Annotated in this window: 27 protein-coding genes and 1 riboswitch; of the genes, 11 read left to right on the top strand and 16 right to left on the bottom strand. The window is 71.1% G+C overall.

Annotated features, from left to right (window positions below; all coding sequences use genetic code 11):
* Positions 1-170 precede the first annotated feature (170 nt).
* Together LIV37_RS16655 and LIV37_RS16650 are read left to right on the top strand one after the other, a co-directional pair.
* On the top strand, positions 171-818 hold the full coding sequence (locus LIV37_RS16655) for an N-acetylmuramoyl-L-alanine amidase (protein WP_020868288.1): 648 nt from the start codon (positions 171-173) through the stop codon (positions 816-818).
* A 176-nt stretch (positions 819-994) separates the two neighbouring features.
* Entirely contained in the window at positions 995-1225 is a 231-nt protein-coding gene (locus tag LIV37_RS16650) for an EF-hand domain-containing protein (RefSeq protein WP_121825416.1), read from the top strand.
* 35 nt (positions 1226-1260) lie between these two features.
* On the opposite strand, the gene LIV37_RS16645 is transcribed toward LIV37_RS16650, so the two are convergent.
* The 6 genes from LIV37_RS16645 to LIV37_RS16620 all read right to left on the bottom strand — a co-directional run bounded on the left by LIV37_RS16645 (position 1261) and on the right by LIV37_RS16620 (position 5130).
* Entirely contained in the window at positions 1261-1569 is a 309-nt protein-coding gene (locus tag LIV37_RS16645; RefSeq protein ID WP_020868286.1) for a hypothetical protein, read from the bottom strand.
* A gap of 53 nt (positions 1570-1622) precedes the next feature.
* Complete coding sequence (locus LIV37_RS16640; RefSeq protein ID WP_020868285.1) at positions 1623-2255, bottom strand: glycoside hydrolase family 25 protein; 633 nt, start codon at positions 2253-2255, stop codon at positions 1623-1625.
* 181 nt (positions 2256-2436) lie between these two features.
* On the bottom strand, positions 2437-3006 hold the full coding sequence (locus tag LIV37_RS16635) for a hypothetical protein (protein WP_020868284.1): 570 nt from the start codon (positions 3004-3006) through the stop codon (positions 2437-2439).
* 17 nt (positions 3007-3023) lie between these two features.
* Complete coding sequence (locus LIV37_RS16630; RefSeq protein ID WP_020868283.1) at positions 3024-4409, bottom strand: hypothetical protein; 1386 nt, start codon at positions 4407-4409, stop codon at positions 3024-3026.
* Between the two features lie 320 nt (positions 4410-4729).
* Positions 4730-4972: a hypothetical protein gene (locus LIV37_RS16625; RefSeq protein WP_020868282.1), complete on the bottom strand. Its 243-nt coding sequence runs from the start codon at positions 4970-4972 to the stop codon at positions 4730-4732.
* Positions 4969-5130, bottom strand: coding sequence for a hypothetical protein (locus LIV37_RS16620; RefSeq protein WP_020868281.1), 162 nt, complete (start codon positions 5128-5130; stop codon positions 4969-4971). The genes LIV37_RS16625 and LIV37_RS16620 overlap by 4 nt, the downstream gene beginning before the upstream one ends.
* A gap of 359 nt (positions 5131-5489) precedes the next feature.
* On the opposite strand from LIV37_RS16620, the gene LIV37_RS16615 reads away from it, so the two are divergent.
* Both LIV37_RS16615 and LIV37_RS16610 read left to right on the top strand, forming a co-directional pair.
* Positions 5490-6314: a helix-turn-helix domain-containing protein gene (locus LIV37_RS16615; RefSeq protein WP_243146225.1), complete on the top strand. Its 825-nt coding sequence runs from the start codon at positions 5490-5492 to the stop codon at positions 6312-6314.
* Positions 6311-6535, top strand: a complete 225-nt coding sequence (locus LIV37_RS16610) for a DUF397 domain-containing protein (RefSeq protein ID WP_020868279.1) — start codon at positions 6311-6313, stop codon at positions 6533-6535. The genes LIV37_RS16615 and LIV37_RS16610 overlap by 4 nt, the downstream gene beginning before the upstream one ends.
* A 71-nt stretch (positions 6536-6606) precedes the next feature.
* Here LIV37_RS16610 and LIV37_RS16605 read toward each other — a convergent pair whose 3' ends face one another.
* Both LIV37_RS16605 and LIV37_RS16600 read right to left on the bottom strand, forming a co-directional pair.
* Positions 6607-7059 carry a PrsW family glutamic-type intramembrane protease gene (locus LIV37_RS16605; RefSeq protein WP_020868278.1) on the bottom strand — a complete coding sequence of 151 codons (453 nt, stop codon included), beginning with the start codon at positions 7057-7059 and terminating at the stop codon, positions 6607-6609.
* Positions 7060-7195: 136 nt separating this feature from the next.
* Positions 7196-7930: a hypothetical protein gene (locus LIV37_RS16600; protein ID WP_020868277.1), complete on the bottom strand. Its 735-nt coding sequence runs from the start codon at positions 7928-7930 to the stop codon at positions 7196-7198.
* 91 nt (positions 7931-8021) lie between these two features.
* Between LIV37_RS16600 and LIV37_RS16595 the strand changes: the two genes are divergently transcribed.
* Positions 8022-8546 carry a MarR family winged helix-turn-helix transcriptional regulator gene (locus tag LIV37_RS16595; protein ID WP_202979605.1) on the top strand — a complete coding sequence of 175 codons (525 nt, stop codon included), beginning with the start codon at positions 8022-8024 and terminating at the stop codon, positions 8544-8546.
* Between the two features lie 57 nt (positions 8547-8603).
* On the opposite strand, the gene LIV37_RS16590 is transcribed toward LIV37_RS16595, so the two are convergent.
* A complete protein-coding gene (locus LIV37_RS16590; protein WP_121824866.1) occupies positions 8604-9230 on the bottom strand; it encodes a TetR/AcrR family transcriptional regulator in 627 nt (208 codons plus the stop codon).
* A 175-nt stretch (positions 9231-9405) separates the two neighbouring features.
* Between LIV37_RS16590 and mca the strand changes: the two genes are divergently transcribed.
* Positions 9406-10332 (top strand): mycothiol conjugate amidase Mca, encoded by a 927-nt coding sequence (gene mca / locus LIV37_RS16585; RefSeq protein WP_167525806.1) that lies wholly within the window; start codon positions 9406-9408, stop codon positions 10330-10332.
* Here mca and LIV37_RS16580 read toward each other — a convergent pair.
* Both LIV37_RS16580 and LIV37_RS16575 read right to left on the bottom strand, forming a co-directional pair.
* Positions 10289-11146, bottom strand: coding sequence for an RNA polymerase sigma-70 factor (locus LIV37_RS16580; RefSeq protein WP_020868273.1), 858 nt, complete (start codon positions 11144-11146; stop codon positions 10289-10291). The genes mca and LIV37_RS16580 overlap by 44 nt on opposite strands.
* On the bottom strand, positions 11143-11700 hold the full coding sequence (locus LIV37_RS16575; RefSeq protein WP_020868272.1) for a carboxymuconolactone decarboxylase family protein: 558 nt from the start codon (positions 11698-11700) through the stop codon (positions 11143-11145). The genes LIV37_RS16580 and LIV37_RS16575 overlap by 4 nt, the downstream gene beginning before the upstream one ends.
* A 216-nt stretch (positions 11701-11916) precedes the next feature.
* On the opposite strand from LIV37_RS16575, the gene LIV37_RS16570 reads away from it, so the two are divergent.
* Positions 11917-14049, top strand: coding sequence for an ATP-binding protein (locus LIV37_RS16570; RefSeq protein ID WP_020868271.1), 2133 nt, complete (start codon positions 11917-11919; stop codon positions 14047-14049).
* On the opposite strand, the gene LIV37_RS16565 is transcribed toward LIV37_RS16570, so the two are convergent.
* From LIV37_RS16565 to gcvT, 5 genes are all read right to left on the bottom strand, one after another.
* Positions 13967-15790, bottom strand: a complete 1824-nt coding sequence (locus LIV37_RS16565; protein WP_254807105.1) for a hypothetical protein — start codon at positions 15788-15790, stop codon at positions 13967-13969. The two genes, LIV37_RS16570 and LIV37_RS16565, sit on opposite strands and share 83 nt — an antisense overlap.
* A gap of 14 nt (positions 15791-15804) precedes the next feature.
* The gene (locus tag LIV37_RS16560; RefSeq protein ID WP_020868269.1) at positions 15805-17187 is read right to left on the bottom strand and encodes an L-serine ammonia-lyase; all 1383 of its coding nucleotides are present in this window, start codon (positions 17185-17187) and stop codon (positions 15805-15807) included.
* Positions 17188-17314: 127 nt separating this feature from the next.
* A complete protein-coding gene (gene glyA, locus LIV37_RS16555; protein ID WP_020868268.1) occupies positions 17315-18595 on the bottom strand; it encodes a serine hydroxymethyltransferase in 1281 nt (426 codons plus the stop codon).
* 26 nt (positions 18596-18621) lie between these two features.
* On the bottom strand, positions 18622-19002 hold the full coding sequence (gene gcvH, locus LIV37_RS16550; RefSeq protein WP_020868267.1) for a glycine cleavage system protein GcvH: 381 nt from the start codon (positions 19000-19002) through the stop codon (positions 18622-18624).
* Between the two features lie 180 nt (positions 19003-19182).
* On the bottom strand, positions 19183-20310 hold the full coding sequence (gene gcvT / locus LIV37_RS16545; RefSeq protein ID WP_020868266.1) for a glycine cleavage system aminomethyltransferase GcvT: 1128 nt from the start codon (positions 20308-20310) through the stop codon (positions 19183-19185).
* Positions 20311-20480: 170 nt separating this feature from the next.
* Positions 20481-20591: riboswitch (glycine riboswitch) on the bottom strand.
* A gap of 169 nt (positions 20592-20760) precedes the next feature.
* Between gcvT and LIV37_RS16540 the strand changes: the two genes are divergently transcribed.
* The 4 genes from LIV37_RS16540 (at position 20761) to LIV37_RS16525 (ending at position 24854) form a co-directional block, all read left to right on the top strand.
* A complete protein-coding gene (locus tag LIV37_RS16540) occupies positions 20761-21459 on the top strand; it encodes an AAA family ATPase (protein WP_121824867.1) in 699 nt (232 codons plus the stop codon).
* Positions 21460-21635: 176 nt separating this feature from the next.
* The gene (locus LIV37_RS16535) at positions 21636-22442 is read left to right on the top strand and encodes an enhanced serine sensitivity protein SseB (protein ID WP_020868264.1); all 807 of its coding nucleotides are present in this window, start codon (positions 21636-21638) and stop codon (positions 22440-22442) included.
* A gap of 111 nt (positions 22443-22553) precedes the next feature.
* A complete protein-coding gene (locus tag LIV37_RS16530) occupies positions 22554-23351 on the top strand; it encodes an enhanced serine sensitivity protein SseB C-terminal domain-containing protein (RefSeq protein ID WP_020868263.1) in 798 nt (265 codons plus the stop codon).
* 498 nt (positions 23352-23849) lie between these two features.
* Positions 23850-24854 carry an ABC transporter permease gene (locus tag LIV37_RS16525; RefSeq protein ID WP_121824868.1) on the top strand — a complete coding sequence of 335 codons (1005 nt, stop codon included), beginning with the start codon at positions 23850-23852 and terminating at the stop codon, positions 24852-24854.
* Positions 24855-24945 lie beyond the last annotated feature (91 nt).

The raw sequence follows: 24945 nt of genomic DNA, 5'->3' as shown, positions 1-24945 counted from the left end.
ACCTGATTCTTTCGAAACTCCAGTGGTCCAGACCGTGACACGAAATCTTTCTTTGCCCGTCGGTCCTTGGCATGGCCCTGCCGAGCACTCACCATGGAACCGCGCTACGCGCGTCACACCCCCACGCGTCACCCCCTTTGTCCCCGCTACGACATTCGGGAGACCCCCCCATGGAAGCGCACGGCCGCACCTCCACCCGGCGCGCCCTGCTCCGCTCGGGCGCCTATCTCGCCACCGCCGCCACCGGACTCGCCGCCACGGCCGCAACGGCCACCACCGCCCACGCCGACGGCAGACGCCGCCGCCGCGTGGCCGCCTATCCCCCCACCCACTGGATCCCGGCCTCCACCTCCAACTACCGCGTCTCCAGCCGCCCGACCTCGTATCCGATCGACTTCATCGTCATCCATGTGACGCAGGAGACCTTCCCGGACGCGATGAAGATCTTCCAGGACCCGGCCAAGCAGGTCTCCACCCACTACATGGTCGCCTCGGCCGACGGCTACATCGGGCAGTTCGTCCGGGAGAAGGACGTCGCCTGGCACGCGGGCAACAAGGACTACAACAACCGCAGCATCGGCATCGAGCACGAGGGCTGGGTGGACGACCCCAAGTGGTTCACGGACGAGATGTACGCCTCGTCCGCCGCCCTGACCGCGGCCGTCTGCGACCGCTACGGCATCCCCAAGAACCGCGACCACATCATCGGCCATGTGGAGGTCCCCGGCACCGACCACACCGACCCCGGCCCGCTGTGGGACTGGGACCGCTATATGAGCCTGGTCAACGGAGGGAGCCGGGTACACCGCGGAGTCTGAGGCCGCTCACCGCGCGGAGTCCGAAGCCGCGCACCGCGGCGTATGCCTCGTACGCCACGTGCGCTACGTGCGCCGCGCACCGAACGCCGAGCGCGCCGTGACACGGCCGGGACGAACCGGCCACCCCCGCCCGCTAATCTGTGCGGGTCAAGAAACGCATGGAAGGGGCGGAACAGGTGGCGGACATCGAGGCGGCGCGCAAGGCGTTCGAGCGGTATGACCTCAACGGTGACGGCCAGATCACCGCGGCCGAGTACAAGAGCGTGATGGCGCAGCTGGGGGACCCGTATGTCACGGAGCCCGTCGCCCAGGCCGTCATCAACGCCCACGACGCCAACGGTGACGGGTTGCTCACCTTCGACGAGTTCTGGGCGGCCCAGAACAAGAGCGGCGAGAAGACCGCCTGAAACAGGCCGTACGGACGGCGGCGCGGCCGGCGCGTTCAGCGCCAGCCGCGCCGCTGTGCGCCGGCCCGCCGTCTGCGGTCGTTGCACAGCAGGCAGCGGCCGTAGCCGGGCGGCAGCGGGTCGTCCGGATCTCCGTACAGCGGATCGACGGCCCCGCGCGGATGCTCCGGGCAGCCCGTCGAACCGTGCTCGGCGGTCAGCGATCCCGCCGCGGCGAGCGCCCGCCGCAGGGCGTCGGTGAGCAGCTCGGTCTCCGGCCCGGAGGGTGCGGCGTCCAGCGAGAAGGCGATGTCCGACGCGGTGGTGAGCGCGCTGCGGAGTTCGCGCAGGTCTGCGTAACTCATACCGGGCAGCGTAGGCGCCCCCACCGACAACGCCCCGAGGGGCCCGGGACCGGTCAGGTCTCGTCCGCCCCGTCCTCCGCCGTGTGGACGTCCGCCACGTCCTCCGCCTCCTCATCGGCGGTGAGCGCCGCCCGGCTGGGGTCGGCCCAGGCCTGGAGCGCGGACTTGCTGGAGAAGTTCGCCACGTCCTTGTCCAGCGGGCGGTCGGTGTACTGGTGGATCCGCCACTTCGCCTTGATGCGCGGCTTGCCAGCCGTCACGTAGTCCGCTATCCACAGGCCGTCGCCGGCGTACGACGTGGTGTCGTAGTTGAGCCAGAAGTTCCGGTTGCAGTAGAGCATCACCCGGTGGGTGGGCCGCAGCTTCTTGACCTCGCGGATGAACCGGTCCTTCTCGGCGTTGCTGGCGCGGGTGCCGGAACCGGTGGTCTCCCAGTCCACGGCGAGCAGATCGTGCTTCTGGGACGCGCATTTCTCGACGAAGTAGCGCGCCTGAGCCGAGATGTTGCCCGGCCACAGGAAGTGGTAGAAGCCGACGACGCATCCCGCCTTGCGCGCCCGGGACGCCTGAGAGGTCTGCTTCGGGTTGATGTACGACCGGCCTTCGGTGGCCTTGATGAAGACGAAGGCCAGTCCGTCCGCGTCGAACGTGGACTGGTGCGAACTCACGTCGATGCCGTGCAGCATGGCGCCTACCTCGGGTCAAGAACGGGTGAATACACGGGTGTTATTCCCCCTCTCGTACGCAGGACCCTACTGGGACGGGATCTCGATCCGCAGCCGTTCGGTGCCACGCCGAGGGGGCGGGCGGGAGGAGAAGCGGACCCGAGGGTTTGTCCATCCCCCGGGCCCTGTGATGCCGCCCAACTCAGGGGCGCTCCCGTCCCCGCGGCGGGCGGATGGTCCGTGCGTACCAGGCCGACGAGGCCACCGCCGGCCCGGAGACGACGCCCGTACCGAACCCCTTGCGTACCGGCGCCTGGACGAGGAGCACCGCGAGCCAGACGAGCAGCCACAGCAGCCAGCGCCACGCCGTGACGCGCACCGCCGCTCTGGGCAGCTCCCAGCACCGTTCGCAGATCGCCTGGAGCGCCCTGCTGAACGCCGTCGCGGACACCAGGGCGACCAGCAGTCCGACGATCCCCGAGGTGTTCTTGGCCGTTCCCCGGGTGGTGAACGTACGGCGTACCTCGTCGAGGACGTCACCGCGCACGCCCACCACCGACCGCAGGGAGTCGGCCAGGAGGTTCTGGAGCGTGTCGGGGACGAAGGCCGCCACCGCCATCAGCAGGGGGAGGGCGGTGAGGAACGCCTGGGCCGCCAGCCGGGTGGCGGCCTCCAGCGCGTTCACCGCCACCAGCCGCTCCAGGAACCGGGCGGCCGGGCCGCCGCCGACCGCGGTCGTGACGCGCTCCCACAGCGTCCGCGGTGCCCTCATGACATACCGCCCGGCCGTCAGGGATGCCCGGGACGGCCGGCCGCGGCGGGGCCGTCGGCGGCGGGGCCGTTCGCCGTGGGCCCGCCCGCCTTGCGGCCGTTCGCCGTCGGCCCGGACGCCCCGGCGAGGATGCCGAGTAGCGCCAGGACCCCCACGACGATGCCGAGGACGAGCCCGACGGACGCCGGAGTGGGGTGGTTCCACAGCACCAGGGCCAGCGCGCCGCCCGTGATCACCACCCCGGTGGTCCAGGCCCGATGGGTGTCCAGCCAGTGGCCGAACCCCCCGGTGCGGGCTCCGGCTCGGGCCAGGCCCCGGCCGATGGCGCCGGTGCCGCGTGCCGCGGCCGAGCGCACGACGCGGGCCCCGCGCCCGGGGCCGTACAGATACGCGGCGAGCGCGGTGACGATCGCGACGACGAGAAGGGTGCGGGTGCTTTCGCGCAGAAAGCGTACGAGCGTGTCGAAGATGAAGGCCGCCGGGCCCCGGGGCAGGGTCGTGGGCGGGACGGAGTCCAGGTAGCCGCCGCGCACCAGGGCCAGGCCGACCAGTAGCGCGATCATCATCACCGCCGTACCGACCCCGGCGGCCAGGAGCGTGAGCCGATGTGCGGGGGAGACCCACACGGCGAGCGCCGCGAGCACGATCGTCACGGCGGGCAGCCAGGTGCCGAGGACGTCGAGGAGACGCATAGCGCCCTGTGCCTCGTCCAGCTTGTCCGTCCGCACCAGCGTGAACTGCCGGTCGATGTGCGGGACCTTGGCGGCCTTCTCGTAGCCCGCCCGGACGAGGCGCTGTTTGACGTTGTCGATGAGGGTGCCGATGTCCAGGACGATCGCGTTCCCGCGGGCCTGGACCGCGCTGGTGCCCTCACCGGTGAGGACCTTGACGACGGCGGCGTGGGCGCGGCGGTTGGCCGCGTCCCACACCAACGGGAACTGCTCGCTGGTGATCACCTTGTGGACCACGCGGTGCACGGCGTTGGTGAGGGCGCTCTCCAGCGGCTGGCCGAGCATCCGGGTGCCGTCCACGACGACGGTCGGGGCTCCGGTCTTGTCCAGGTTCCTGGCGAGGTGGGCGGTGATGGCGGGCACGTCGACCCGGTCGACCACGCGTTTGGTGAGTCGGTTGGTGACGGTGGACTGGACACCGGGGTTCCTGGCGATCGGGGCGACGGTCCGGACATACCGGTGGGGGTCGGTGATCTCTTCGTGCAGCCAAGTGGCGACGACGGCGAGCGGGGAGAGCAGGATCGCCAGCACGAGCAGGACACACCCGCCCGCATGGCGAAGCCGCCGGTGGCGTACGGCCGCCGCCGAGCGCAGCCGCTCGTACTCCCGCCGCTCGCTCCCGCTCAGCGGGTGGGGCTCGGCGGGGCCGGAGGCGTCGGCGGACGGATCCATGGGTCCTCCCTCGCGCGGGACGGAGGGAAGTGCCACACCGGACGGAGGCGCCACCGGAGAGTGGCGGCGTCACGGCGCTGGCCACCCCGGCGGGCGGCGCGTCTCCCCGATCCGCGGTCCGAGGTTCTGGAAACGCGGCGGCGGGCTGTTTCGATACACGGCCGGGAGCCGGGAGCCGACGTGGTGGTGGGGGCGCGGTGGCGAGCCCGGTGCGGGGTACCCGTGGGACCGTCCTTCCCGGCGCCCACGCCCCCCTGACCGGGCACTGTCCCCCGGGAGGTCACATGACGTCGCCGGGGCGCGGACCGCACTGATCACGGTTACGGCGCGTGCGGGTGCTGTGCGCCGCCCTCCCCGTCCGCCGGGAAACGGAGGGCCCCGGCGTCGGCCGTCCACTCGACCCCGCCTCGCTCCGGCCTCAGGAACGCGACGGGATCGCTGGTCATCCGGTGGTCGAAGCGCAATTCGGCGACGCTGTGCACCGCCTGCACCACACTGGTACGGCCACTGGCCGGGTCGTACGCCACCTGGCCGGTGGCGGGAACTGGACAGTTGTGGTTCATAGGGCTCGTCCTTCGGGCTGCCGGGGGATGTGGACGGTGTGGGCGGGGTGGCGTCGGCGCAGCACCTCGTAGTCGGTGGCCTTGCTGTAGTCCCCGGCTTGTTTGGCCTGTTCGCGCAGCGCCGCGTAGTGGCGGCAGGTGGGGCAGGTGTCGTTCAACGGTCACTCTCCGGTGGGTGTGCGTGTGGGTGCCTGTTTGCGTCGTGCGAGATCTCCGGGGAGCGCCCCGCAGAAGAGGACGTACGGAGTCGCTCCCGCCGTCGGCTCGGCCGGGTCCACCGACACCCAGCCGCGTCGCCGCGCCACTTCCCGTATCTCGCGGGTGACCCGGTCCGCGACGCGATGTCGGGTGGATTCGGTGATGTGTTTCGGAGGGAAACACCATGGGGGGTTCTTCCTGACCTGGATGTGTCTTGCGAGCTTTAATCACTCTGTGTACTCCCAGCGTTGCCCTGCGGGGCGGCGCGCAGCAGGGATCGGGGCACACCAAGAGGCTTGGGGTGAGGGGAGAACCACAGGTGAGTGAGGTCAGGGAAGGCCAGGAACCGTCCAGCGGGGCGGCGTTCTTAGGAGCCGAGGTACGGACCTGGCGGATGCGGGCGGAGCTGAGCCAGCGGGAGTTGGGCTTGAAGGCCAACTACGGGCAGCAATATGTGGCCAAGGTGGAGGCTGGTGAGCGCCTGGCCAGCCCCGAGTTCGCCGACGCGTGCGATCGGGTCTTCGGCACGCCGGGCATGTTCGCGCGCCTGCGGAAGCGGGCCAGCCAGCATGGCTATCCGGACTGGTTCGTGCCGTACGTGCAGTTGGAGCGGCAGGCGACCGGCATCTCGAACTATTCGGCGGCGCTGGTCATGGGCATGCTCCAGACAGCCGAGTACGCGCGGGAGGTCTTCCAGGCCGCGCATCCCCGGGCGACAGTCAACGAAATCGACGCGAAGGTCGAGCGGCGATTGCGGAGGCACGAGGTGATGGAGAAGGGCACACCTCCGCTGCTCTGGAGCGTCCTGAACGAGGCGTGCCTACGGACTGCGGTGGGTGGCCCCGAGGCCATGGCCGCACAGCTCGCCCACCTTCTGAAGGAGGCGGAGTCTCCGCATATCACCCTTCAAGTACTACCGTTCGCGGTGGGAGCATCCCCGGCGGCAGAGAGTTTCACGCTCCTGACGTTCGACGAAGGGCCGAATGTCGCCTACGCGGACACGGCGATGGCAGGCCAACTGATCGATTCACCGGAGAGGGTGGCAAACGCGACGGCCACTTACGAACGGCTGCGGGCTGCCGCTCTGCATCCCGATCAGTCCTTGTCCATGATCCGTAAAGTGATGGAGGAATACGCCCGATGAGGATTGCCTTCGACCTGTCCCGTGCTGAGTGGGTCAAGTCCAGCTACAGCAATGGCAACGAAGGTGAGTGCGTGGAATTCGCGCCCTCCATAGCCACCACTGCCGGTGTCGTGCCCGTCCGGGACAGCAAACACCCGGCAGGCCCCGCCCTCGTCTTCCCCGTGGAGGCGTGGACTTCGTTCACGAGTGCAGTGCGCAGCGGAGAGTTCCCGGCCATCTGAGGCACCGCACCCCGCCCTCCATTCGTCAAGAGTTGTCGGAATATCGGCGTGGGTGATGCGGCATCTTGGGTCTACCCCAGGAGGCCGTGAGGAAATAGATCCACCACGCAGGGTTGATGAAGTTTGAGCCAGTTTCTCCTGGCGTACATCAGAAGCTTTTCCAGCAGACCGAATCCGGCACCGGCGGCCCCGCCCAGCACCACGAAGTCCGCCAGGCCCCACTGCATCCGCCCGCGCAGCGCCCACCCCGCGATCAGGAGCGGTGCGATCTTGATCAGCTCCTCCACCACCGGAGCCGTCGTCCACGACACCACGTCCATGACGGCCGACAGTGACGTCCCCCTCGCGGTGGCCAACTGCCGTGCCGCCACGAGCTCCAGCGCCATCGAGAGCACCCCGCAGCCGTAGGCGCCCACCCCGAAGGCGAGCAGCACCGTCGGCCACCGCACCGTCCGCACCGGCCAGGACAGCAGCAACAGCTGCAGCACGGCCCATACCGACGCAAGCGCCATCCAGATCGCCACGCCCCGTCTCCCCCTCAACGCTGCCCGTGATCCGTCACGCTAAGTCGAACGGCGGTCACGTACAAGGGACTTCATGTTCCTGTGGATAACGGGCCTGCGCCCTGTGCGGCCCTCGGTGTGTCCGCGCGTCCGGCGCTCACTGGTGCCGGGACGGGCGGGTGCGGGGCAGCAGGAACGCGGTGATGACCAGCCAGATGAGGCCGCCGAAGCGGACGACCGGCAGCAGGTAGCCGAACGGGTCCGCGATCAGCGAGAGCGGCGAGACCATGCCCGCGGCGGCCAGCGCCAGCCCGGTCCAGGCGAGCGGGCGGGGCAGCAGACGGGTCAGCAGCCCGGTCACCGAGATGCCGGAGACGAGCATCGCGAACGTCACCGAGTAGGCGACACCGCCGGACAGGAACGACAGGTCGGCCAGTGCGCGGGCCAGGGCCGGATCGGCGTCCATGGGCAGACGGCCGCCGGCCCAGCCGAACAGCGCGCTGCCGGTCAGCGCCACGGACGCCAGCACCCCGCCCACCAGCGTGATCGCCGAGCCCGGCGCGGTGATGCCCAGCGCTCGCAGCCGCCGGTAGAGCACCGCCGCCAGCAGAGCCAGTGGCGTGGCCGAGGCGAACAGCAGGAGCGAACCGAGCTCGATGGTGCTGCCGTTGTCCCGCGCGTACTTCAGGACCTCCTTGCCGGAGGCGTCGGGGCGTGGGGTCGAGCTGTTGACGACGACGTAGCCGATGGTCAGGACGGCGAACGCGAGCACGGGCGCCAGCAGCGGAGGCCCGCCCTGCGGGCGGCGGCCGGGGGTGTGCTCGGCGGGGGCGGTCCGGGTGGACGGGGTGGTGGAAGGGGTGGGGGACGTCCGGGGGGTCGTGCTGGACATGGCTTCTCCTCCGTTGGGTCGGTTTCAGGCAGCCGATACGAAGGATAATGATTACAGTCTGAAACGATTGTCAAGCGGGTATGATGTCTGCATGGGAATGACCAATGAAGGTGAACGGCCACCGGGCCCGACCGGTGCCGCCTTCCTGCTCGCCCAGCTCGGCGCCCACGCCGCCGAGCTGTTCGCCGAACGCCTCGCCGAGTTGGACCTGACCCCGCCGCAGGGCGGCCTGCTCCGGCTGCTGGCCGACTCGCCCGGCCGCAGTCAGCGCGAACTCGCCGACGACCTGGGCATGCCGCCGAGCCGGTTCGTCGCGTTCGCCGACGAACTGGAGGAGCGCGGGCTGATCGAGCGCCGCAGGAACCCCGTCGACCGGCGGCTGTACGCGGTTCATCTGACCGATGAGGGCGGGAAGCTGCTGGCAGGGCTGCGGAAGGTGGGCGCGGACCACGAGCGCCGGATGACCGATGGCCTCTCGGAGCAGGAGCGGGATCAACTGACCGGCCTGCTGCGGCGGCTGGCGGACCGGCAAGGCCTCAGCCCCGGCGTTCACCCCGGCTTCCGCTTGATGCGCGCCGAACGCTCCGGCCGCGGCGGAGGCCGTCGGAAGGGGTGAGGTCGCGGTCGCGGTCCCGTTTCCGGTGCGGGTCGATCGTCGGTCGGCTCTGACGGCTCAGCGCACCGCGTAGTCGCCCAGGGAGGGCTCCAGCAGGTCGAAGACCTTCTCGGCTGAGCGGGCTGCCGTGGTGGCGATTTCCTCGTTGGGGTGGCCTGTGCGGGTCAGGGCCTGGACGTGGTGGAACAGGGTGCGGTGGGCGGCGGTGAGGAGGGCTGCGGCGGCCCGGGGGGTGGGGTCGTCGGGGGTGGGTGCGGTGGCGGTGGTGAGTGCGTCCGCCAGGGCCTCTTCGCGCTGGTCGTGGAGTTCGCGGAGTCTGGCGGTCAGGGTGGGGCTGTCGGCGAGCATGCGCGCGAACTCCGGGCTGGAGAAGCCGACGACGGGGTCGTGACGTTCGACCGCGGCCAGGTATGCGCGGCGCAGCGCGGTCAGGGCGGATTCGCCGGTCGGGCGGTCCGCGACGGTCCGGGCCAGTGCGGTGGTGATGGTCTCGTGGTAGTCGAGGGCCAGGTCTTCCTTGCGCGGGAAGTAGTTCGTGACCGTCATCTTGGCCACTTGGGCGGCCGTCGCGATCTCGGCGATGGTCACTGCCTCGAAGCCGCGCTCCATGAAGAGCCGGGTCGCGGTGTCGGAGATCATCTGGCGCGTCTGCCGCTTCTTCAGCTCACGCAGTCCTGCTGTCATGGCCCCATCTTCGCATGGGCGGTTCTAAGATTGTGCTTGACCTAATTTTGGGCTCGGACTATTTTTTGTTCGTCAGTAACCCAGCCACCCCAGTAACCCAGTAACCCAGCCATCCAGTCACTCAGTCACTCAGTCACCACGAGCCATCCCCAGGAGCGCTTTGAACCTGCGTCTGATGAGCGTGCACGCCCACCCCGACGACGAGTCCAGCAAGGGCGCCGCCACGCTGGCCAAATACGCCGCCGAGGGGGTGGAGGTGCTGGTGGTCACCTGCACGGGAGGGGAGCGTGGCGATGTGCTCAACCCCGCCATGGACCGCCCCGGTGTGCGGGAGAACCTCGCCGCGATCCGGCGGGACGAGATGGCCGAGGCCCGCCGGATCCTGGGCGTACGGCAGCACTTCCTGGGGTTCGTCGACTCGGGGCTCCCGGGGCCGGGCGAGCCGCTGCCCGAGGGCTGCTTCGCGCTCGCGCCGCTGGCGGAGGCGGCCGGGCGCCTGGTGGGGCTGATGCGGAGCTTCCGGCCGCATGTGGTCGTCACGTACGACGAGACCGGCGGCTATCCGCACCCGGATCACATCAGGACCCATCAGGTGACGGTCGCCGCCTTCGACGCGGCGGGGGAGGAGGCCGGGGAGACCGGGGAAGCCGGGCGCCGTCCCGAGTCGGGCGCGCCCTGGCGACCCCTGAAGCTGTACTACCAGGGCGGTCTGTCGCGGCCGTGGTTCCAGGCGTTGCACGACGCCATGACCGCGCGGGGCATGGACTCGGGCATGCGGGAGGTGCTGGCCGAACTGCCCGGGGCGGGGCTGGAGATCACCACACGGGTGCCGTGCGCGGAGTACTTCGCGACCAGGGACCGGGCGCTGCTCGCGCATGCCACGCAGATCGACCCGAACGCCGGGTTCATGCTTCACGACCGTGACGTCGAGCGGCAGGTCTGGCCCACTGAGGACTACCACCTGGCCCGGTCCCACGTCGGCGTCGGCGTTGGCGTCGGCGTCGACGTCGCGACACCCGAGGACGACCTGTTCGCCGGTGTGCGGTGCCCCCAGGGATCTACGGCGGCGGCAGGTGCCGCAGCTTCTCCGGGTTGCGGATGATGCGGATCTCCGTGATGCGCCCGTCCTCGACCTCCGCACAGGCGACCGTGTCCGGGCGGCCCGCGACCGTGAGCAGCAGTCCCGGCCGGCCGTTGACGTCGACCGCGCGCACCTGGGGGTCGTCCATCGGCTGGGCGATGACGGCGGCGAGGAAACGGGCGACCTTGTCCGCGCCCCGCTGCGGGCGGAGGGCGGCCTTCACCTTGCCGCCGCCGTCGCTCCACGCCGTCACATCGGGGGCGAGCAGCTCCATCATGCGGTTCAGGTCGCCGCCGAGACACGCGGCCAGGAACTCCTCGGTGACCTGCCGCCGCACCTCCGCCGGGGCGTCGTAACGCGGTCGCCGGGCCTGGACATGGGCCCTGGCCCGGCTGCCCACCTGCCGTACGGCCGCCTCGCCGCGGTCCAGCATTCCGGCGATCTCCCGGAAGGAGAAGCCGAAGACCTCCTTGAGCACGAAGACCGCCCGTTCCAAGGGCGAGAGACTCTCCAGGACGACGAGCATGGCGAGCGAGACCGACTCGGCCAGTTCCACCTCCTCGCCGACGTCCGGCCGGGTGATCAGCGGCTCGGGCAGCCAGGGTCCGACGTACCGCTCGCGGGTGGCGGCGGCCGAGGTGAGCCGGTTGAGCGCGAGGTTGGTGACCGTACGGGTCAGATAGCCCGCCGGGTTCTCCACCGGCGTGGACACCTGACTGCAGCGCAGCCAGGCGTCCTGCACCACGTCCTCGGCGTCGGCGACGGAGCCGAGCATGCGGTACGCGATGCCGAACAGCATCCGCCGGTGCTCTTCGAAGGTGGTCGTGTCGATCACGCCTGCGACGGTACCTCGCAGGTGTCCGAGAAGCCCTGGCTGGTCAGACCGAAGGCGCTGTTGACGCGCGAGCGGTAGTTCTCCAGGGCGACCATGGCGGTGAGTTCGACGAACGCCGCCTCACCGAGCCGCTCGATCAGGGCGGCCGCGAGCTCGTCGGTCACGCGGGGCTCGGTCTCGGTCATCGCTTCGGCGTACTCCAGGACGAGCAGCTCCAGCTCGGTGAAGGCGTCCTCGTGGTCGTGCCACCGCGGCACCTTGGAGATCTTGTCCATCGGGAGCCCCAGGTTGCCGGCCTCCCAGTGGCCGAAGTCCATGCACCACGAGCAGTTGATCCTGGCCGCCGCGGCCATGACCGCGAGGTGCTTGAGGCCCGGGTCGAGGCGGTTCCACTTGGCGGCGCCGCGCTCCTGCCGTACGTAGGTGAGCAGCACCCGCGGATTGTGGCCGACGGCCAGACCGGGGTCGAGCACCTTGCCGTAGGTACGCCGGGAGTACCAGGCGCCGATGCGGTTTATCAGGGTGCTGGGCGGGGTGAGCGGGATACGGGCCATGGCGGGCTCTCCATCGTGTCGTACCTGTGCTGGCAATGGCTTGCGCAGGTACGACAGGGCAGCCCGCCGGAGTGTGACATCCGACCTCGCCTCGCGGCACGTTCTGGGCCCGCCCCGCGTGGTACGAGATCACCGAGGCCGAAAGGTTTTCCCGGGCAGACACCGCGGGGATACAGTCCGGCCAGGGACCGGACCGGGACCAGGGGAGGGGCCGGTGTGATCGAGATCGTCACGGTGGGCGCGCTCACCGCATTCCTTGCGGCGGTGGGGAACGGCGCGGCCGGAGAAGTCGGCAAGCAGGTGCTCCTGTCGACGGGTGCGCTGGTGAGACGGACCCTGGGCCGGGAGACGCCGCTGCCGGTCACCGCGGAGGGGTGGGAGGCGCTGGCGCGCCAGATGCATCCGCGCCTGAGTGAGGACGGCCGACGCTCCGGCGAGTGGGCCCTTCTGCTGCGGAGCCTGCCGGACGCGGCGGTGGCGCTGCGCCCCGGGGCGGGACTGCCGCCCGCCACGCGGGACTTCACCGACCGCGAGGCCGTCCTCAAGCGGCTGAAGCGGGAGGCGACCCGTGCCGCCGGCGGGCGGCCACGGGTCGCGCTGCTGCACGGTCCGCCCGGCATCGGCACCAGCGCGGTGGCCCTGCACTGGGGCGCCGCCCAGGTCGCGCGGTACCCCGACGGGCAGTTCTATGTCGACCTCCGCGACGCCGCCGGAGACGGTGGGCTGGAACCGGCCGCCGTCCTGCCGCGCCTGCTGCGGCACATGGGCGTCGAGCCCGAGCGGATCCCGCCCACCGAGGCGGGGCGGGAACAGCTCTATCGGCGGTTGACGGCGGGCCGCAGGGCGCTGGTGGCGATCGACCACGCGTCCTCGGTCGCGCAGGTCCGCAACCTCGTTCCGGCCACGCCGGAGGTCTTTCTCCTGGTGGTCGCGTCCGGTCCGCCGTTCGCGCTGGAGGCGGAGCGCATCGCCGTCCCACCGCTGAGCGAGCGGGACGGCTTGAGGATGCTGAGGAAGGTGGCCGGGCCCGACAGGGTCGCGCGAGCCAAGCCGCGGATGCCCGACCTGCTGAACGCTTGCGCGGGCAACGCCTTCGCCCTGAAGGCGGCGGCGATGCGCCTGCTGACCGATGAACCCGCCTTCCCGGATCCGTCCGACGAGCCCGCGGGGCACCATCCGGTGCTGTCTACGACGCGGGACGCGTGCCGCCGTCTCGGGCCCGAGACGGCCCGGCTGTGCCGGCTGACCGCGCTGGGCGGCTGGCCCGCGATCGATGCCCGGCTGGCCTCGGACGCCGCCGCCGTCCCCGAGGAGGAGGCCGCCCGGATGCTCGCCGCGGCTGCGGACGCGCAGTTGGCGGAGCCGGTGGGGGACGGACGCTACCGCTTCCGGCCCGAGGTGCGCCGCCATCTGGCCGACGCCGCAGGACCCGAGCACGGGATCCCGGAGTGCTTCGCGGCGGTGTCACGGGTGCTCGACGGCCTGCTGAACCGATCGCTGCACGCCGCTCACGCGGCCCTTCCGCAGAGCTGGCGGACCGAGCCCGCACCCGCGCGGGGGCCCTCGTTCCGTGGGGCGGCCGAGGGCATGGCGGCCCTGCTGGCCGAGGCCGGGAACCTGGTGCGGGCGGTCTCGGTGGCGGACGAGTACCAGCACATCGACACGGCGCTGCGACTGGCCCGTGCGCTGTGGCCACTTCAGCTGAAGGCCGGACACTGGGACGAGGTGCTGCCCGCCCTGCGGATCGCGGCCCGGTGCGCCGACGAGCACCAGCCGCGTTCCAGCATGGCGGGTGCCCTGCACTTCCAACTGGGCCACTGCCTGGGCGAGATGGGGCAGTGGGAGGAGGCCGATCACGCGGTGCGCGCCGCCGTCGCCTGCGAGCGAGCCGCGGGCCACTTACGGGGCGAGGCGTCGTCCGTGGAGTTCTTGGGCCTGTTGTGCTTGAACCGATGGCGGTACGAGGCGGCGTACGAGCGGTTCGTCGAGGCGGAGGGCGTCTACCGGCGGATCACCCCCGGCCAGGAGGGTGCCGGGGACCTTCCGCGCGCCCTCGCCTTGATCGGGCGTCACCAGGGACGTGCCCTGCGCGGCCTGGGACAGTTGACAGAGTCCCGCCGTCGCCTGGAGGCCGCGCGGGACTTCTTCGCGGAGCGGGGAGAGGCGTACAACCAGGCCCGTACCCTCACGGACCTCGCCGAGACGCTGCACGACGCCGGTGAGGACTCCGCGGCCCTGACGAAGATCGCTGAGGCTGAGCGCCTGCTCAGGCCGGAAAAGGCCACTCCGCACCTGGGCTACCTGGCCCGTCTGCGGCTGCGCTGCGAGACGGCCCAGCAGGCGGAGTAGCGGGAGTCACGGTCACCGGGTGCACGCGGCCGGCCGCGTGCACCCGGAGCGTCGTCCCGCCCGGCGCCACCGCACCGCCGCCCGCCAGCCACGCGTGGAGCGCGGAGGCGTAGGCCGCCGGATCGGCGTCCGCTCCCGGGCCCGCCGACAGCCGTAGCACGCCGTGCTCCCGGTCACGCACGGCACAGCTGTGCGGGCCGGTCACGTACACGGCGAGCGAGCAGTGCGGATACCGGCGCAGCACCTCGGCGGTCCACTCCTCCGGGCCGCCCAAGCGGGGGTCGTCCGGCCGCCCCGCACGGAAGATCACATCAGCCGGCGCCAGGCTGCCGGGGTCCCGGGTGTCCTCGTGCACGGCGAGGTGCGTCTCGCCGACCGCGTCGTACGGGTGCCCCGTGGAGCGCTCGAGCGTGACATCCGCTCCCCGGACGCGCGTACGGACGTTCAGAGGGGCCGTACGCGGTGGGGGATCGTACGGCGGCAGCGGCAGCGGCTCCAGCAGCGCCGGGGCCGCGGGTTCTGGCAGATCCATGAGCAGGTAGAAGAGCCTCCGCAGCAGTGCCGCCGACGCGCCCGGGGCCGAGCTGACGTACTCCGCCGGACTGGTTGCGGCCGACGGGCGGTGCCGGGCGAGCAGGCCCTCCAGCTGGTCTCGCAGCGGTCCGTGCGGGTCGAGCCGGGGGGCCTCCTGGACGAACGTCGCGAGCGGCGCCTCCGGGTCCAGCCTGTCCTGTGCGGCGGACGCGAGCAGCACGGGGATGTCCAACGCCGCGGCGTAGTAGGACACCGCCCCGAAATCCCCCAGAACGACATCCGCCGCCAGAAGGGCCTGTCGCCACGCGTGCACGGGGTCGATCAGTGCCAGTCCGCCGCGGCGCGCCCGGTCCAGCCAGACGCGTATCTGCCCCGGTCCGTGTCCGTACCAGATATTCGGATGCAGCACGGCCGCCAGCCGGTAGTCGTCAGTGGGCAGCTCGGAGGTGAGCCGGGGCAGCAGGCTCGGCAGGACGTCCTCGCCGCCCCCGTTTCCGAACAAACTCTCGGGATTCCACGTGGAATTCAGTACGACGAGACGCTGTCCCTGGCGCACACCCAGGGCGCGGCGGAACCGCTCCCGGTGGGAACGCCCGGCCAGCATGCGGTCGAAGCAGGGGTCGCCGGCGAGTACGGATGCCCTCTCGGCTTCCGGGCATACCCGCCGCAACCGCTCCAGCTGCTCCGGGTGTGAGAGGACGAGGCCGTCCACGAAGGGCTTGCCGTCCGCCAGCAGCCACTCCGGCGACAGGCCGAATGTCGGCTCGCGGCTCGCGGCTCGCGGCTCGCGGCTCGCGGCTCGCGGCTCGCGGCTCGCGGCTCGCGGCTCGCTTAGCTTCTTAGTGTATCCGACTCCATGCGACAGGACGGCCAATTTGCCCTGTATGCCCTGGAGTTGCCCGCCGAAGCTCGCGGCGATCGCCAGGGCCACCGGTGTCGCCAACGCCTGCTCCCAGGGCAGCACGGGCAGACCCAACTCCGTGAACAACTCGCCGATTCCGGCCTGAAACGCGGATGACTCGGTCGAGGTGACCAGGAGTTGTACCCGGAAGTCGTCGTGGAACAGCGGCAGCACATCCAGCAGGCGGCCTGCCGAAGTGACATTGTGCACGACGAGCAGCACCCGTCGGCTCGTCGCCCGGCTGGCCCAGCGTTCCGAGTCTTCCCCGACCGGCACCCGTATCGCCGGGGCATCAGCCGACCCCACCTGCGTTCCCTCCGTCAGCACTCGATGACGTTCACCGCGAGCCCGCCCCGCGCCGTCTCCTTGTACTTGACCTTCATGTCCGCGCCCGTCTGCTTCATGGTCTTGATGACCTTGTCGAGCGAGACATGGTGGCGGCCGTCGCCGCGCAGGGCCATCCTCGCGGCGGTGACTGCCTTGACCGAGGCCATGCCGTTGCGCTCGATGCAGGGGATCTGGACCAGGCCGCCGACCGGGTCGCAGGTGAGGCCGAGGTTGTGCTCCATGCCGATCTCGGCGGCGTTCTCCACCTGCTCCGGGGAGCCGCCGAGGACCTCGGCGAGGCCGCCGGCGGCCATCGAGCAGGCGGAGCCGACCTCGCCCTGGCAGCCGACCTCGGCGCCGGAGATCGAGGCGTTCTCCTTGAAGAGCATGCCGATGGCGCCCGCGGCGAGGAGGAAGCGGATGACGCCCTCCTCGTCGGCGCCCGGGACGAACCGGGTGTAGTAGTGCAGGACGGCGGGGATGATGCCTGCCGCGCCGTTGGTGGGGGCGGTGACCACGCGGCCGCCCGCCGCGTTCTCCTCGTTGACCGCCATGGCGTAGAGGGTGATCCACTCCATGGCACGGGCGCCCGGGTCGCCCTCGGAGCGCAGGGCGCGGGCGGCGGTGGCGGCGCGGCGGCGGACCTTGAGGCCGCCGGGCAGGATGCCCTCCTGGGACATGCCGCGGGCCACGCACGCCTCCATGACCTGCCAGATCTCCAGCAGCCCGGCCCGGATCTCCGGCTCCGTGCGCCAGGCCTTCTCGTTCTCCAGCATCAGGGCCGAGATGGACAGGCCCGTCTCCTGGGAGAGCCGCAGCAACTCGTCACCGGTGCGGAAGGGGTGGGTGAGAACGGTGTCGTCGAGCTTGATGCGGTCCTCGCCGACCGCGTCCTCGTCCACCACGAAGCCGCCGCCGACCGAGTAGTACGTCTTCTCCAGCAGCGGATGGCCCTCGGCGCCGTACGCGCACAGCGTCATGCCGTTGGCGTGGTACGGCAGTGAGCGGCGGCGGTGCAGGATCAGCTGGGAGGAGTCGTCGAAGTCGATCTCGTGGCCGGGGCCGATCTCGGCGCCGAGCAGCCGCAGCCGCTTGGTGGTGCGGATGCGCTCCACCTCGCCGTCGGCCGTATCGACGTCCACGGTGCGCGGGGAGTTGCCCTCCAGGCCCAGCAGCACGGCCTTCGGGGTGCCGTGGCCATGACCGGTGGCGCCCAGGGAGCCGAAGAGCTCGGCCCGGACGGACGCGGTGTGGGCCAGCAGACCCTCGTTCTTCAGCCGGCGGACGAACATCCGCGCGGCCCGCATCGGCCCGACAGTGTGCGAACTGGACGGGCCGATGCCGATCGAGAAGAGGTCGAATACGGAAATGGCCACCGGGAGACTCCTTCGTCTGCACGCCGGGGGAAGCGTGTGCCCGCCGGGGAAGCGTGCGGGCCGTGCGTGGGGTGGTGCGGCGGGGGCGCGCCAGGGCGGACGCGCCCCCGGTCCGGGTTGCTCCGGCTTACTCGGACAGGTGCGCGTACAGCGGGTGCTTGTCGGCCAGGGCGGTGACCCGGGCCTTCAGCGCCTCCGCGTCAGCCGCCCCGAAGGGAGAGGGCGCCTTGAGCGTCTCCGCGATCACGTCGGCGACCTCGCGGAAGTCCTCCGTGGTGAAGCCGCGCGTGGCCAGCGCCGGGGTGCCGATCCGCAGACCCGAGGTGACCATCGGGGGCCGCGGGTCGTTGGGGATCGCGTTGCGGTTGACCGTGATGCCGACCTCGTGCAGCCGGTCCTCGGCCTGCCGCCCGTCCAGCTCGGAGTCGCGCAGATCGACCAGGACCAGATGGACATCGGTGCCGCCGGAGAGGACGGCGACGCCCACCTCCCGCACATCGTCCTGGGTCAGGCGCTCGGCGAGGATCCTGGCGCCCTCCAGCGTGCGCTCCTGGCGCTCCTTGAACGCCGAGCTCGCCGCCACCTTGAAGGACACCGCCTTCGCCGCGATGACATGCTCCAGTGGGCCGCCCTGCTGGCCCGGGAAGACCGCCGAGTTGATCTTCTTGGCCAGGTCGGCGGTGGAGAGGATCACGCCACCGCGCGGACCGCCCAGGGTCTTGTGGGTGGTGGTGGTCACCACATGGGCGTGCGGTACGGGCGAGGGGTGCAGCCCGGCCGCCACCAGACCCGCGAAGTGGGCCATGTCGACCATCAGGTACGCGCCGACCTCGTCCGCGATCCGGCGGAACGCGGCGAAGTCCAGCTGGCGCGGGTACGCAGACCAGCCCGCGATCACCAGCTTGGGGCGGTGCTCCTTGGCCAGCCGCTCGACCTCGTCCATGTCGACCAGACCGGTCTCGGCGTCCACGTGGTAGGGCACCACGTTGTAGAGCTTGCCGGAGAAGTTGATCTTCATGCCGTGGGTCAGATGGCCGCCGTGCGCCAGGTTCAGCCCCAGGATGGTGTCGCCGGGGGAGAGCAGGGCGAACATCGCGGCCGCGTTGGCCTGGGCGCCCGAGTGCGGCTGGACGTTCGCCGCCTCGGCGCCGAAGAGCTCCTTCACCCGGTCGATGGCGATCTGCTCGACCACGTCGACGTGCTCACAGCCGCCGTAGTAGCGGCGGCCGGGGTAGCCCTCGGCGTACTTGTTGGTCAGGACCGAGCCCTGGGCCTCCATGACCGCCGCCGGGGCGAAGTTCTCCGAGGCGATCATCTCCAGGGTGGACTGCTGGCGGTGGAGTTCGGCGTCGACAGCAGCGGCGACGTCCGGGTCGAGCTCGTGCAGGGAGCTGTTGAGAAGCGACATCGAGGGTCCCGATCGAATAAGGAGGGTCAGTTTTCGGCGAAGGCGGTGTACTCGTCGGCGGAGAGCAGGTCCTCCGGCTCGCTCGTCACCCGCACCTTGAACAGCCAGCCGCCCTCGAAGGGGGCGGAATTCACCAGCGCCGGATCGTTCACCACGTCCTCGTTGATCTCGGTGACCTCACCGGAGACCGGCGTGTACAGGTCGCTGACCGACTTGGTGGACTCCAGCTCACCGCAGGTGTCACCGGCGGAGACCGTGGAGCCGACGTCCGGGAGCTGGACATAGACGACGTCGCCGAGCGCGTTGGCCGCGAATTCGGTGATGCCGATCGTCGACACGCCGTCCTCGCCGGCGGCCGACAGCCACTCGTGCTCCTTGCTGTACCGCAGCTGCTGGGGGTTGCTCATGGTCCGATTCTCCTGGATACGGGGGAGTGCTTGGGAAACGGGTCTTAGCTGGTGGGATGCGGCGCCCAGGGATACGACGCCGGGGGTGCGATGGGCCGGGCCCGCCGCGGCCGCCGCTCAACGATGGGCCGGGGCTCCGCTTCATGCTCGGGCAGGCTCAGCGCTCGCGCCCGGAGAGGCTCAGCGCTCGCGCTTGTAGAAGGGGAGCGCCACGACCTCGTACGGCTCCCGGGTACCGCGGATGTCCACGAAGACCCCCTCGGTGCCGGGCTTCGCGTACTCCGGGTCCACATACGCCATCGCGATCGGCCTGCCCAGCGTCGGCGACGGCGCGCCCGAGGTGACCTGGCCGATCTCTGTGCCGTCGGCGGCCACCACGGCGTATCCGGCGCGCGGCACCCGGCGGCCTGAAGCGATCAGGCCGACCAGGGTGCGCGGGGCGACGGTGTCCGCCTGGCGGGACGCGGCCTCCAGGGCCTCGCGGCCGACGAAGCCGCCCGGCTTGTCGAACTTCACCACCCGGCCGAGCCCCGCGTCGAAGGGGGTGGTGTCGGTGGTCAGCTCGTGCCCGTACAGCGGCATGCCCGCCTCGAGGCGCAGGGTGTCCCGGCAGGAGAGACCGCAGGGCACCAGGCCCACCGGGGCGCCGGCCTCGGTCAGCGCCTCCCAGACCCGCTCGGCGTCGTCCGGCGCCAGGAACAGCTCGAAGCCGTCCTCACCCGTGTAGCCGGTGCGGGCGATCATGGCGGGGACGCCCGCGACGGTGCCCGGCAGCCCGGCGTAGTACTTCAGCCCGTCCAGGTCGGCGTCGGTCAGGCGCTTCAGGATCCCCGCGGACTCGGGCCCCTGGACGGCGAGCAGCGCGTAGGCGTCGCGGTCGTCCCTCACGGTCGCCTCGAAACCGCCGGCCCGCTCGGTCAGCGCGTCCAGCACCACCTGGGCGTTGGCGGCGTTGGCCACCACCAGGAACTCCTCGTCCCCGAGGCGGTAGACGATCAGGTCGTCCAGGATGCCGCCCTCGTCGTCGCAGATCATGGTGTAGCGGGCGCGGCCCACGGCGAGCGCGGACAGCCGGCCGACCAGCGCGTGGTCCAGGGCGTCCCCGGCCCGCGGACCGATGAGAGAGATCTCACCCATGTGGGAGAGGTCGAAGAGCCCGGCGCGGGTGCGGACCGCGGTGTGCTCGTCGCGCTCGCTGCCGTAGCGCAGCGGCATGTCCCAGCCGGCGAAGTCGGTCATGGTGGCGCCGAGCGCGCGGTGCCGCGCGTCCAGCGCGGTACGGCGTGGGGTGGGCGGGGCGTCGGTCACGATTCAGGCTCCAGAGGTCGGGGTCGCGCGACGGCGAGGACGGACGACAAGGACGCGTGCGTCCTCCCCATCTGTCATCGGAACCTGAGAGGTTCGCCGTGACGCCCGTAAGGGGCCCGACTTGCACCTTGGGTGGAGCCGCGCCCGCGCGGCCCGCTTTTCAGATCTGCCTCGTCCGTGCGGTATCGGGGCCTGAGAGATTCAAGGGAGGACTTGCTCCTTCGGCGCCCTGGACACCCGGCACGGATGCCGACGACCAAGGACTCTCCCGCGCGGATTCAAGCGGCCGGTATGGAGTTGCGCCGACATCATCGCATGTATGGGCGAGAAGGGAAGCCCCGATCCGACCGGGCTCCGGCCGCCCGGACAGGGGCAGCCTTGCCCGACATTACCTTTTCTTGACACTCTGCGGGTACGAGCAGCGTTGACCGACCTGGGAGGACGATCACGGTGCATGGGCAGGGAACGCACGCGACGACACAGAGGCTCCTGCCGGCGCGGCGTGGGCGCACACCCTCCGGGTCGACGGCCCGCCCGGGTCGAAGAAGCGCGGTGCACGATCTGCGCGCGGGGGTGGAGGGCGGTGGTGCGGACCCGTGTGAGCTGCGCTTTCCGGCGGGGGATGTGCTGGTCGCCTCCGGGCTGCCGGGCAGTGGCAAGAGCACCCTGATCAATCGGACGGTGCCGCTCCTGGACGAGACGGGCGCGGTCGTGATCAGGGTGGACTCGCAGAACACCCGGGAGGTGTGGGAGCGCCGGCTGCCCGGCTGGCTGCCGTACGCGCTCTACCGCCCGCTGGTCCGGTACGCCCACTACGCGGGGCTGCGCCGGGCGCTGCGCTCGGGCGCGAGCGTCGTGGTGCACGACTGCGGGGCGCTGCCGTGGGTCCGCCGCTGGCTGGCGCGGGACGTGCGGCGCCGGGGCCGCAGTCTCCACATGGTGCTGCTGGACGTGGGCGCCACGGAGGCGCTGGAGGGCCAGGCCGCCCGTGGCCGCGGGGTCTCCGCCTACGCGTTCGGGCGGCATCTGCGCGCGATGCGGCGGCTGATCACCGGGATGGAGGAGGGGCGGCCGCCGCGGGGGTGCGCCTCGGCGGTGCTGCTGGACCGGCGGGGCGCGAGCGCGCTGCGCTGCATCTCCTTCGAGTGATCACGCCTCTCCCCCGAGTGGCCGAAAATCGGCCATTGGCATCACACAGCGTGACGAGGACGAGTCCGGGCGAGGTGGGGAAGTGCTGTGGAGATCGCCGCCGCCCCCTCCGGCCCCGGACCGCCCAGCGGTTAGGGTGCTTCGGGCAGGTCGGACGAGATGGCGGTTGGACGAAGATGAGCTTCCCGGAGCAGTACGGAGTGGCCCCGGCGCACGGAGGATTCCCGGACGGCGGGTATGCCGCGCATCCAGCGTTTCCCGGCAATGAGCTCGAAGAGGTGATGGCCGCCTCCGTCGACGTCCCCGGCGCCGGAGCGCGCATCGTCGAGACGCTCTCCCGCAGCCACCTCTGGATTCCGCTGCCCAACGGCGGGGGCCCGGGCAGCCCGAGCCTCGATCTGCCCACGATGGAGATCGACGGCGGCGCGTATGTCCCGGTGTTCAGCTCCGAGCGGCAGTTCCTCCAGCTCGTCGGCTCCCATATGTCCTTCACCGTCGCCCCGGCCGTGGAGTTCGCCCGCGGGCTGCCGCCCCAGCTCGGCATCGCGGTGAACCCCGGTGGCGCGGTGGTCGTACCACTGCCTCCGCCCGCCGTCCGGGAGTTGTGCCGCGCCGGGCGTAGCGAGCTCGACGGCCCGGCCAACGGCGGCCGGGTGCGGCTCTTCGAACCGGACTGGCAGGACGAGCCGGTGGACTTCCTGGCCGCCGCCGGGATCGAGTTCGCCAAGGGCACCGGAGTGCGGACCGCCCGGCGCGCCCTGGCCAGCGTCGAGGGCGACGAACCGGCCCTCTTCGTCGGTGTGCAGCTCGACGAGCCCGGCCCCGAGGGGCAGGCGCGCGCGGTGGAGGCGCTGGGCCGCGCACTCGGCTCGGTGCCGGTGCCGTGGAAGGTTCAGCTGGTGCTGCTGGACGTGGCGCAGGGCGATCCGGTGGCCGACTGGATGCTGGGGCGGGTGCGGCCGTTCTACGACCGTGACCTCTGACTCACCCCTGGGTCCGCTGCCGCGGCCCGTAAGCTGGTTTGATGACCAGGAGGGGTGCGAGCACGCTCCCCGGTGAGGTGTGGGCAAGGCGATGAGAAGGGGCGGACCCAGGTGAGCGCGGGCGCGGATTGGGGGGCGGCGGCCGGCCAGGTCGAGCGAGCGCTGCAGCAGGTCGCTCCCGGTCGGTACGACGCCTACGAGGCGCTGCTGCACGCCATCGGCGAGGGCCAGGTCTGGATGCTGCTGTGGCACGGCGCGCCCGGCTCGCCCGACGCACAGTACGGGAACATGGACGTGGACGGCCTCGGTTACGCCCCGTGTGTGACCTCCGCGCAGGAACTGGCCGCCAGTGGCTGGAACCGCGCGCATGAGGTGGTCGACGGACGCCTCATCGCCGACTCGCTCTACCGCGACCGCTACGGCCTCTGGCTCAACCCCCACGCCCGCGGCGGCGGGGTGGGCATCCCGTGGCCGGATCTGCGCCGGATCGCGGGCGGTCTGGACCGGCTGCCCGCCGGGCCGCTGCGGCTGTCCGAGCCCGCCATCGACATCCCCCAGTTCTACGCCCTGTTGGGGCAGAACGCGCATCGCACCGCCGCGGTGCGGTCGCTGCGGCGCGTCTGGGTGCAGCCCGCGCTGGGCGCCCCGTACCTGGCGATCGGCCTGGATCTGTACGACACCGGCGCCGCGTCGGTGCAGTCGGTGCGGGTGATGATGGAGCAGTCGGTGACCGCCGTGCCGGACGGGCTGCCGGTCTCCACGGTCGCGCTCTCGGACGAGTACGACCCGGTCGCCATGTGGATGCGGGCCAATGCCCGGCCCTTCTTCGACCGTGACGCCTATGGCGCCGCGTCCGCCGCGCCGCCGTCGTACGGCTACGGCTATCCGCCGCCGCGCCCCGCGTACTGAGCCGCCGCGCCCCGCGTACTGAGCCGCCGCACCTCGCGTACCGGGCAAGCCCGTCCCGCGTACTGAGCCGCCGCGCCCCGCGTACTGAGCCGCCGCACCTCGCGTACCGGGCAACCCCGTCCCACGTACTGAGCCACCGCGCCCCGCCGCGTACCGGGCCGCGCACCGATTGACGGGATTGCCCGACCGGCCTTCCACCCCTTTCGGGCCGAACACCCCAATACGGGCGCGAGGTTACTGCTGCGTTCTCGTGTCGCGACCGTCCGTATAGCGGAGCGGTATTCCTCACATCACGGTTAGGCATCCATTGCCCGGGAGTACTGGCGGGTGATCACAAACGCGTTGAAGACTCCCGCTCCAAGGGGTGCGGTTCCTGCGTACGACCCCTTCCGAGAAGGTTCCGTACCAGAACGCGACTTTCACCCAGGTTGTGAACGAAGCCGCCACAGCGGCGAGTCGTGGGCCGGTCACCACCGGTCGAGAGGGGTCTCCACCACGATGACGGCACCATTGCACGGCACGAGCACGGACAGCGATCCGGTCGCGACTGCCGATGTAGCGGCGGATGTGGTCAAAGCGTCCGTCGAAGGCAGATCGCTGCGGCAGATCGCCTGGTCACGCCTGAAGCGGGACAAGCTCGCACTGGCGGGTGGCATCGTTGTCGTCTTCCTCGTGCTGGTGGCGATCTTCGCTCCGCTCATCGTGAGTCTGCTCGGGCATCCGCCCAATGAGTTCCACCAGGAGAAGATCGACCCGCTGTTCGGCACCCCGAAGGGATCCCTGGGCGGCGTCAGCTCGGACTTCCTCTTCGGCGTGGAGCCGTCCAACGGCCGCGACGTCTTCAGCCGGGTCGTCTACGGCGCCCGGATCTCGCTGCTCGTGGCCTTCCTCGCGGCGGTGGTCGCGGTGGTGCTCGGCACCATCTTCGGCATCATCGCCGGGTACTTCGGCGGCTGGGTCGACTCGCTGATCAGCCGGGTGATGGACATGCTGCTGGCCTTCCCGCAGCTGCTCTTCATCATCTCCCTGGTCTCGGTGCTCCCCAACGACCTGCTGGGACTGACCGGCAGCGGAGTGCGCATCGCCATCCTGGTCTCGGTCATCGGCTTCTTCGGCTGGCCGTACGTCGGCCGCATCGTGCGCGGCCAGACGCTGTCGCTGCGCGAGAAGGAGTACATCGAGGCCGCGCGGAGCCTGGGCGCCGGCCGGCGCTACATCCTCTTCCGTGAGCTGCTGCCCAACCTGGTGGCGCCGATCACCGTCTACACGACGCTGATGATCCCCACCAACATCCTCACCGAGGCCGCGCTCAGCTTCCTCGGCGCGGGCGTGAAGCCGCCCACCGCCTCCTGGGGGCAGATGCTCTCCAAGGCGGTCGGCACCTATGAGGACGACCCGATGTTCATGATCATCCCGGGTCTGGCGATCTTCGTCACGGTGCTGGCCTTCAACCTCTTCGGCGACGGCGTCCGCGACGCCCTGGACCCGAAGGGCACCCGATGACGGCGCGCCACACGGCCGCCCGGCCGTACTCGAACGCATCAGCAGCCCCTGCCGCATCCGGCAGACGGCTCCCCAAGGTATTCCGCGGCGC

Source organism: Streptomyces rapamycinicus NRRL 5491 (assembly GCF_024298965.1).
GTDB classification, from domain to species: Bacteria; Actinomycetota; Actinomycetes; order Streptomycetales; family Streptomycetaceae; genus Streptomyces; species Streptomyces rapamycinicus.
Note: the sequence above shows the minus strand (reverse complement) of the source record. Positions and strands in the feature narration are given on the sequence as shown.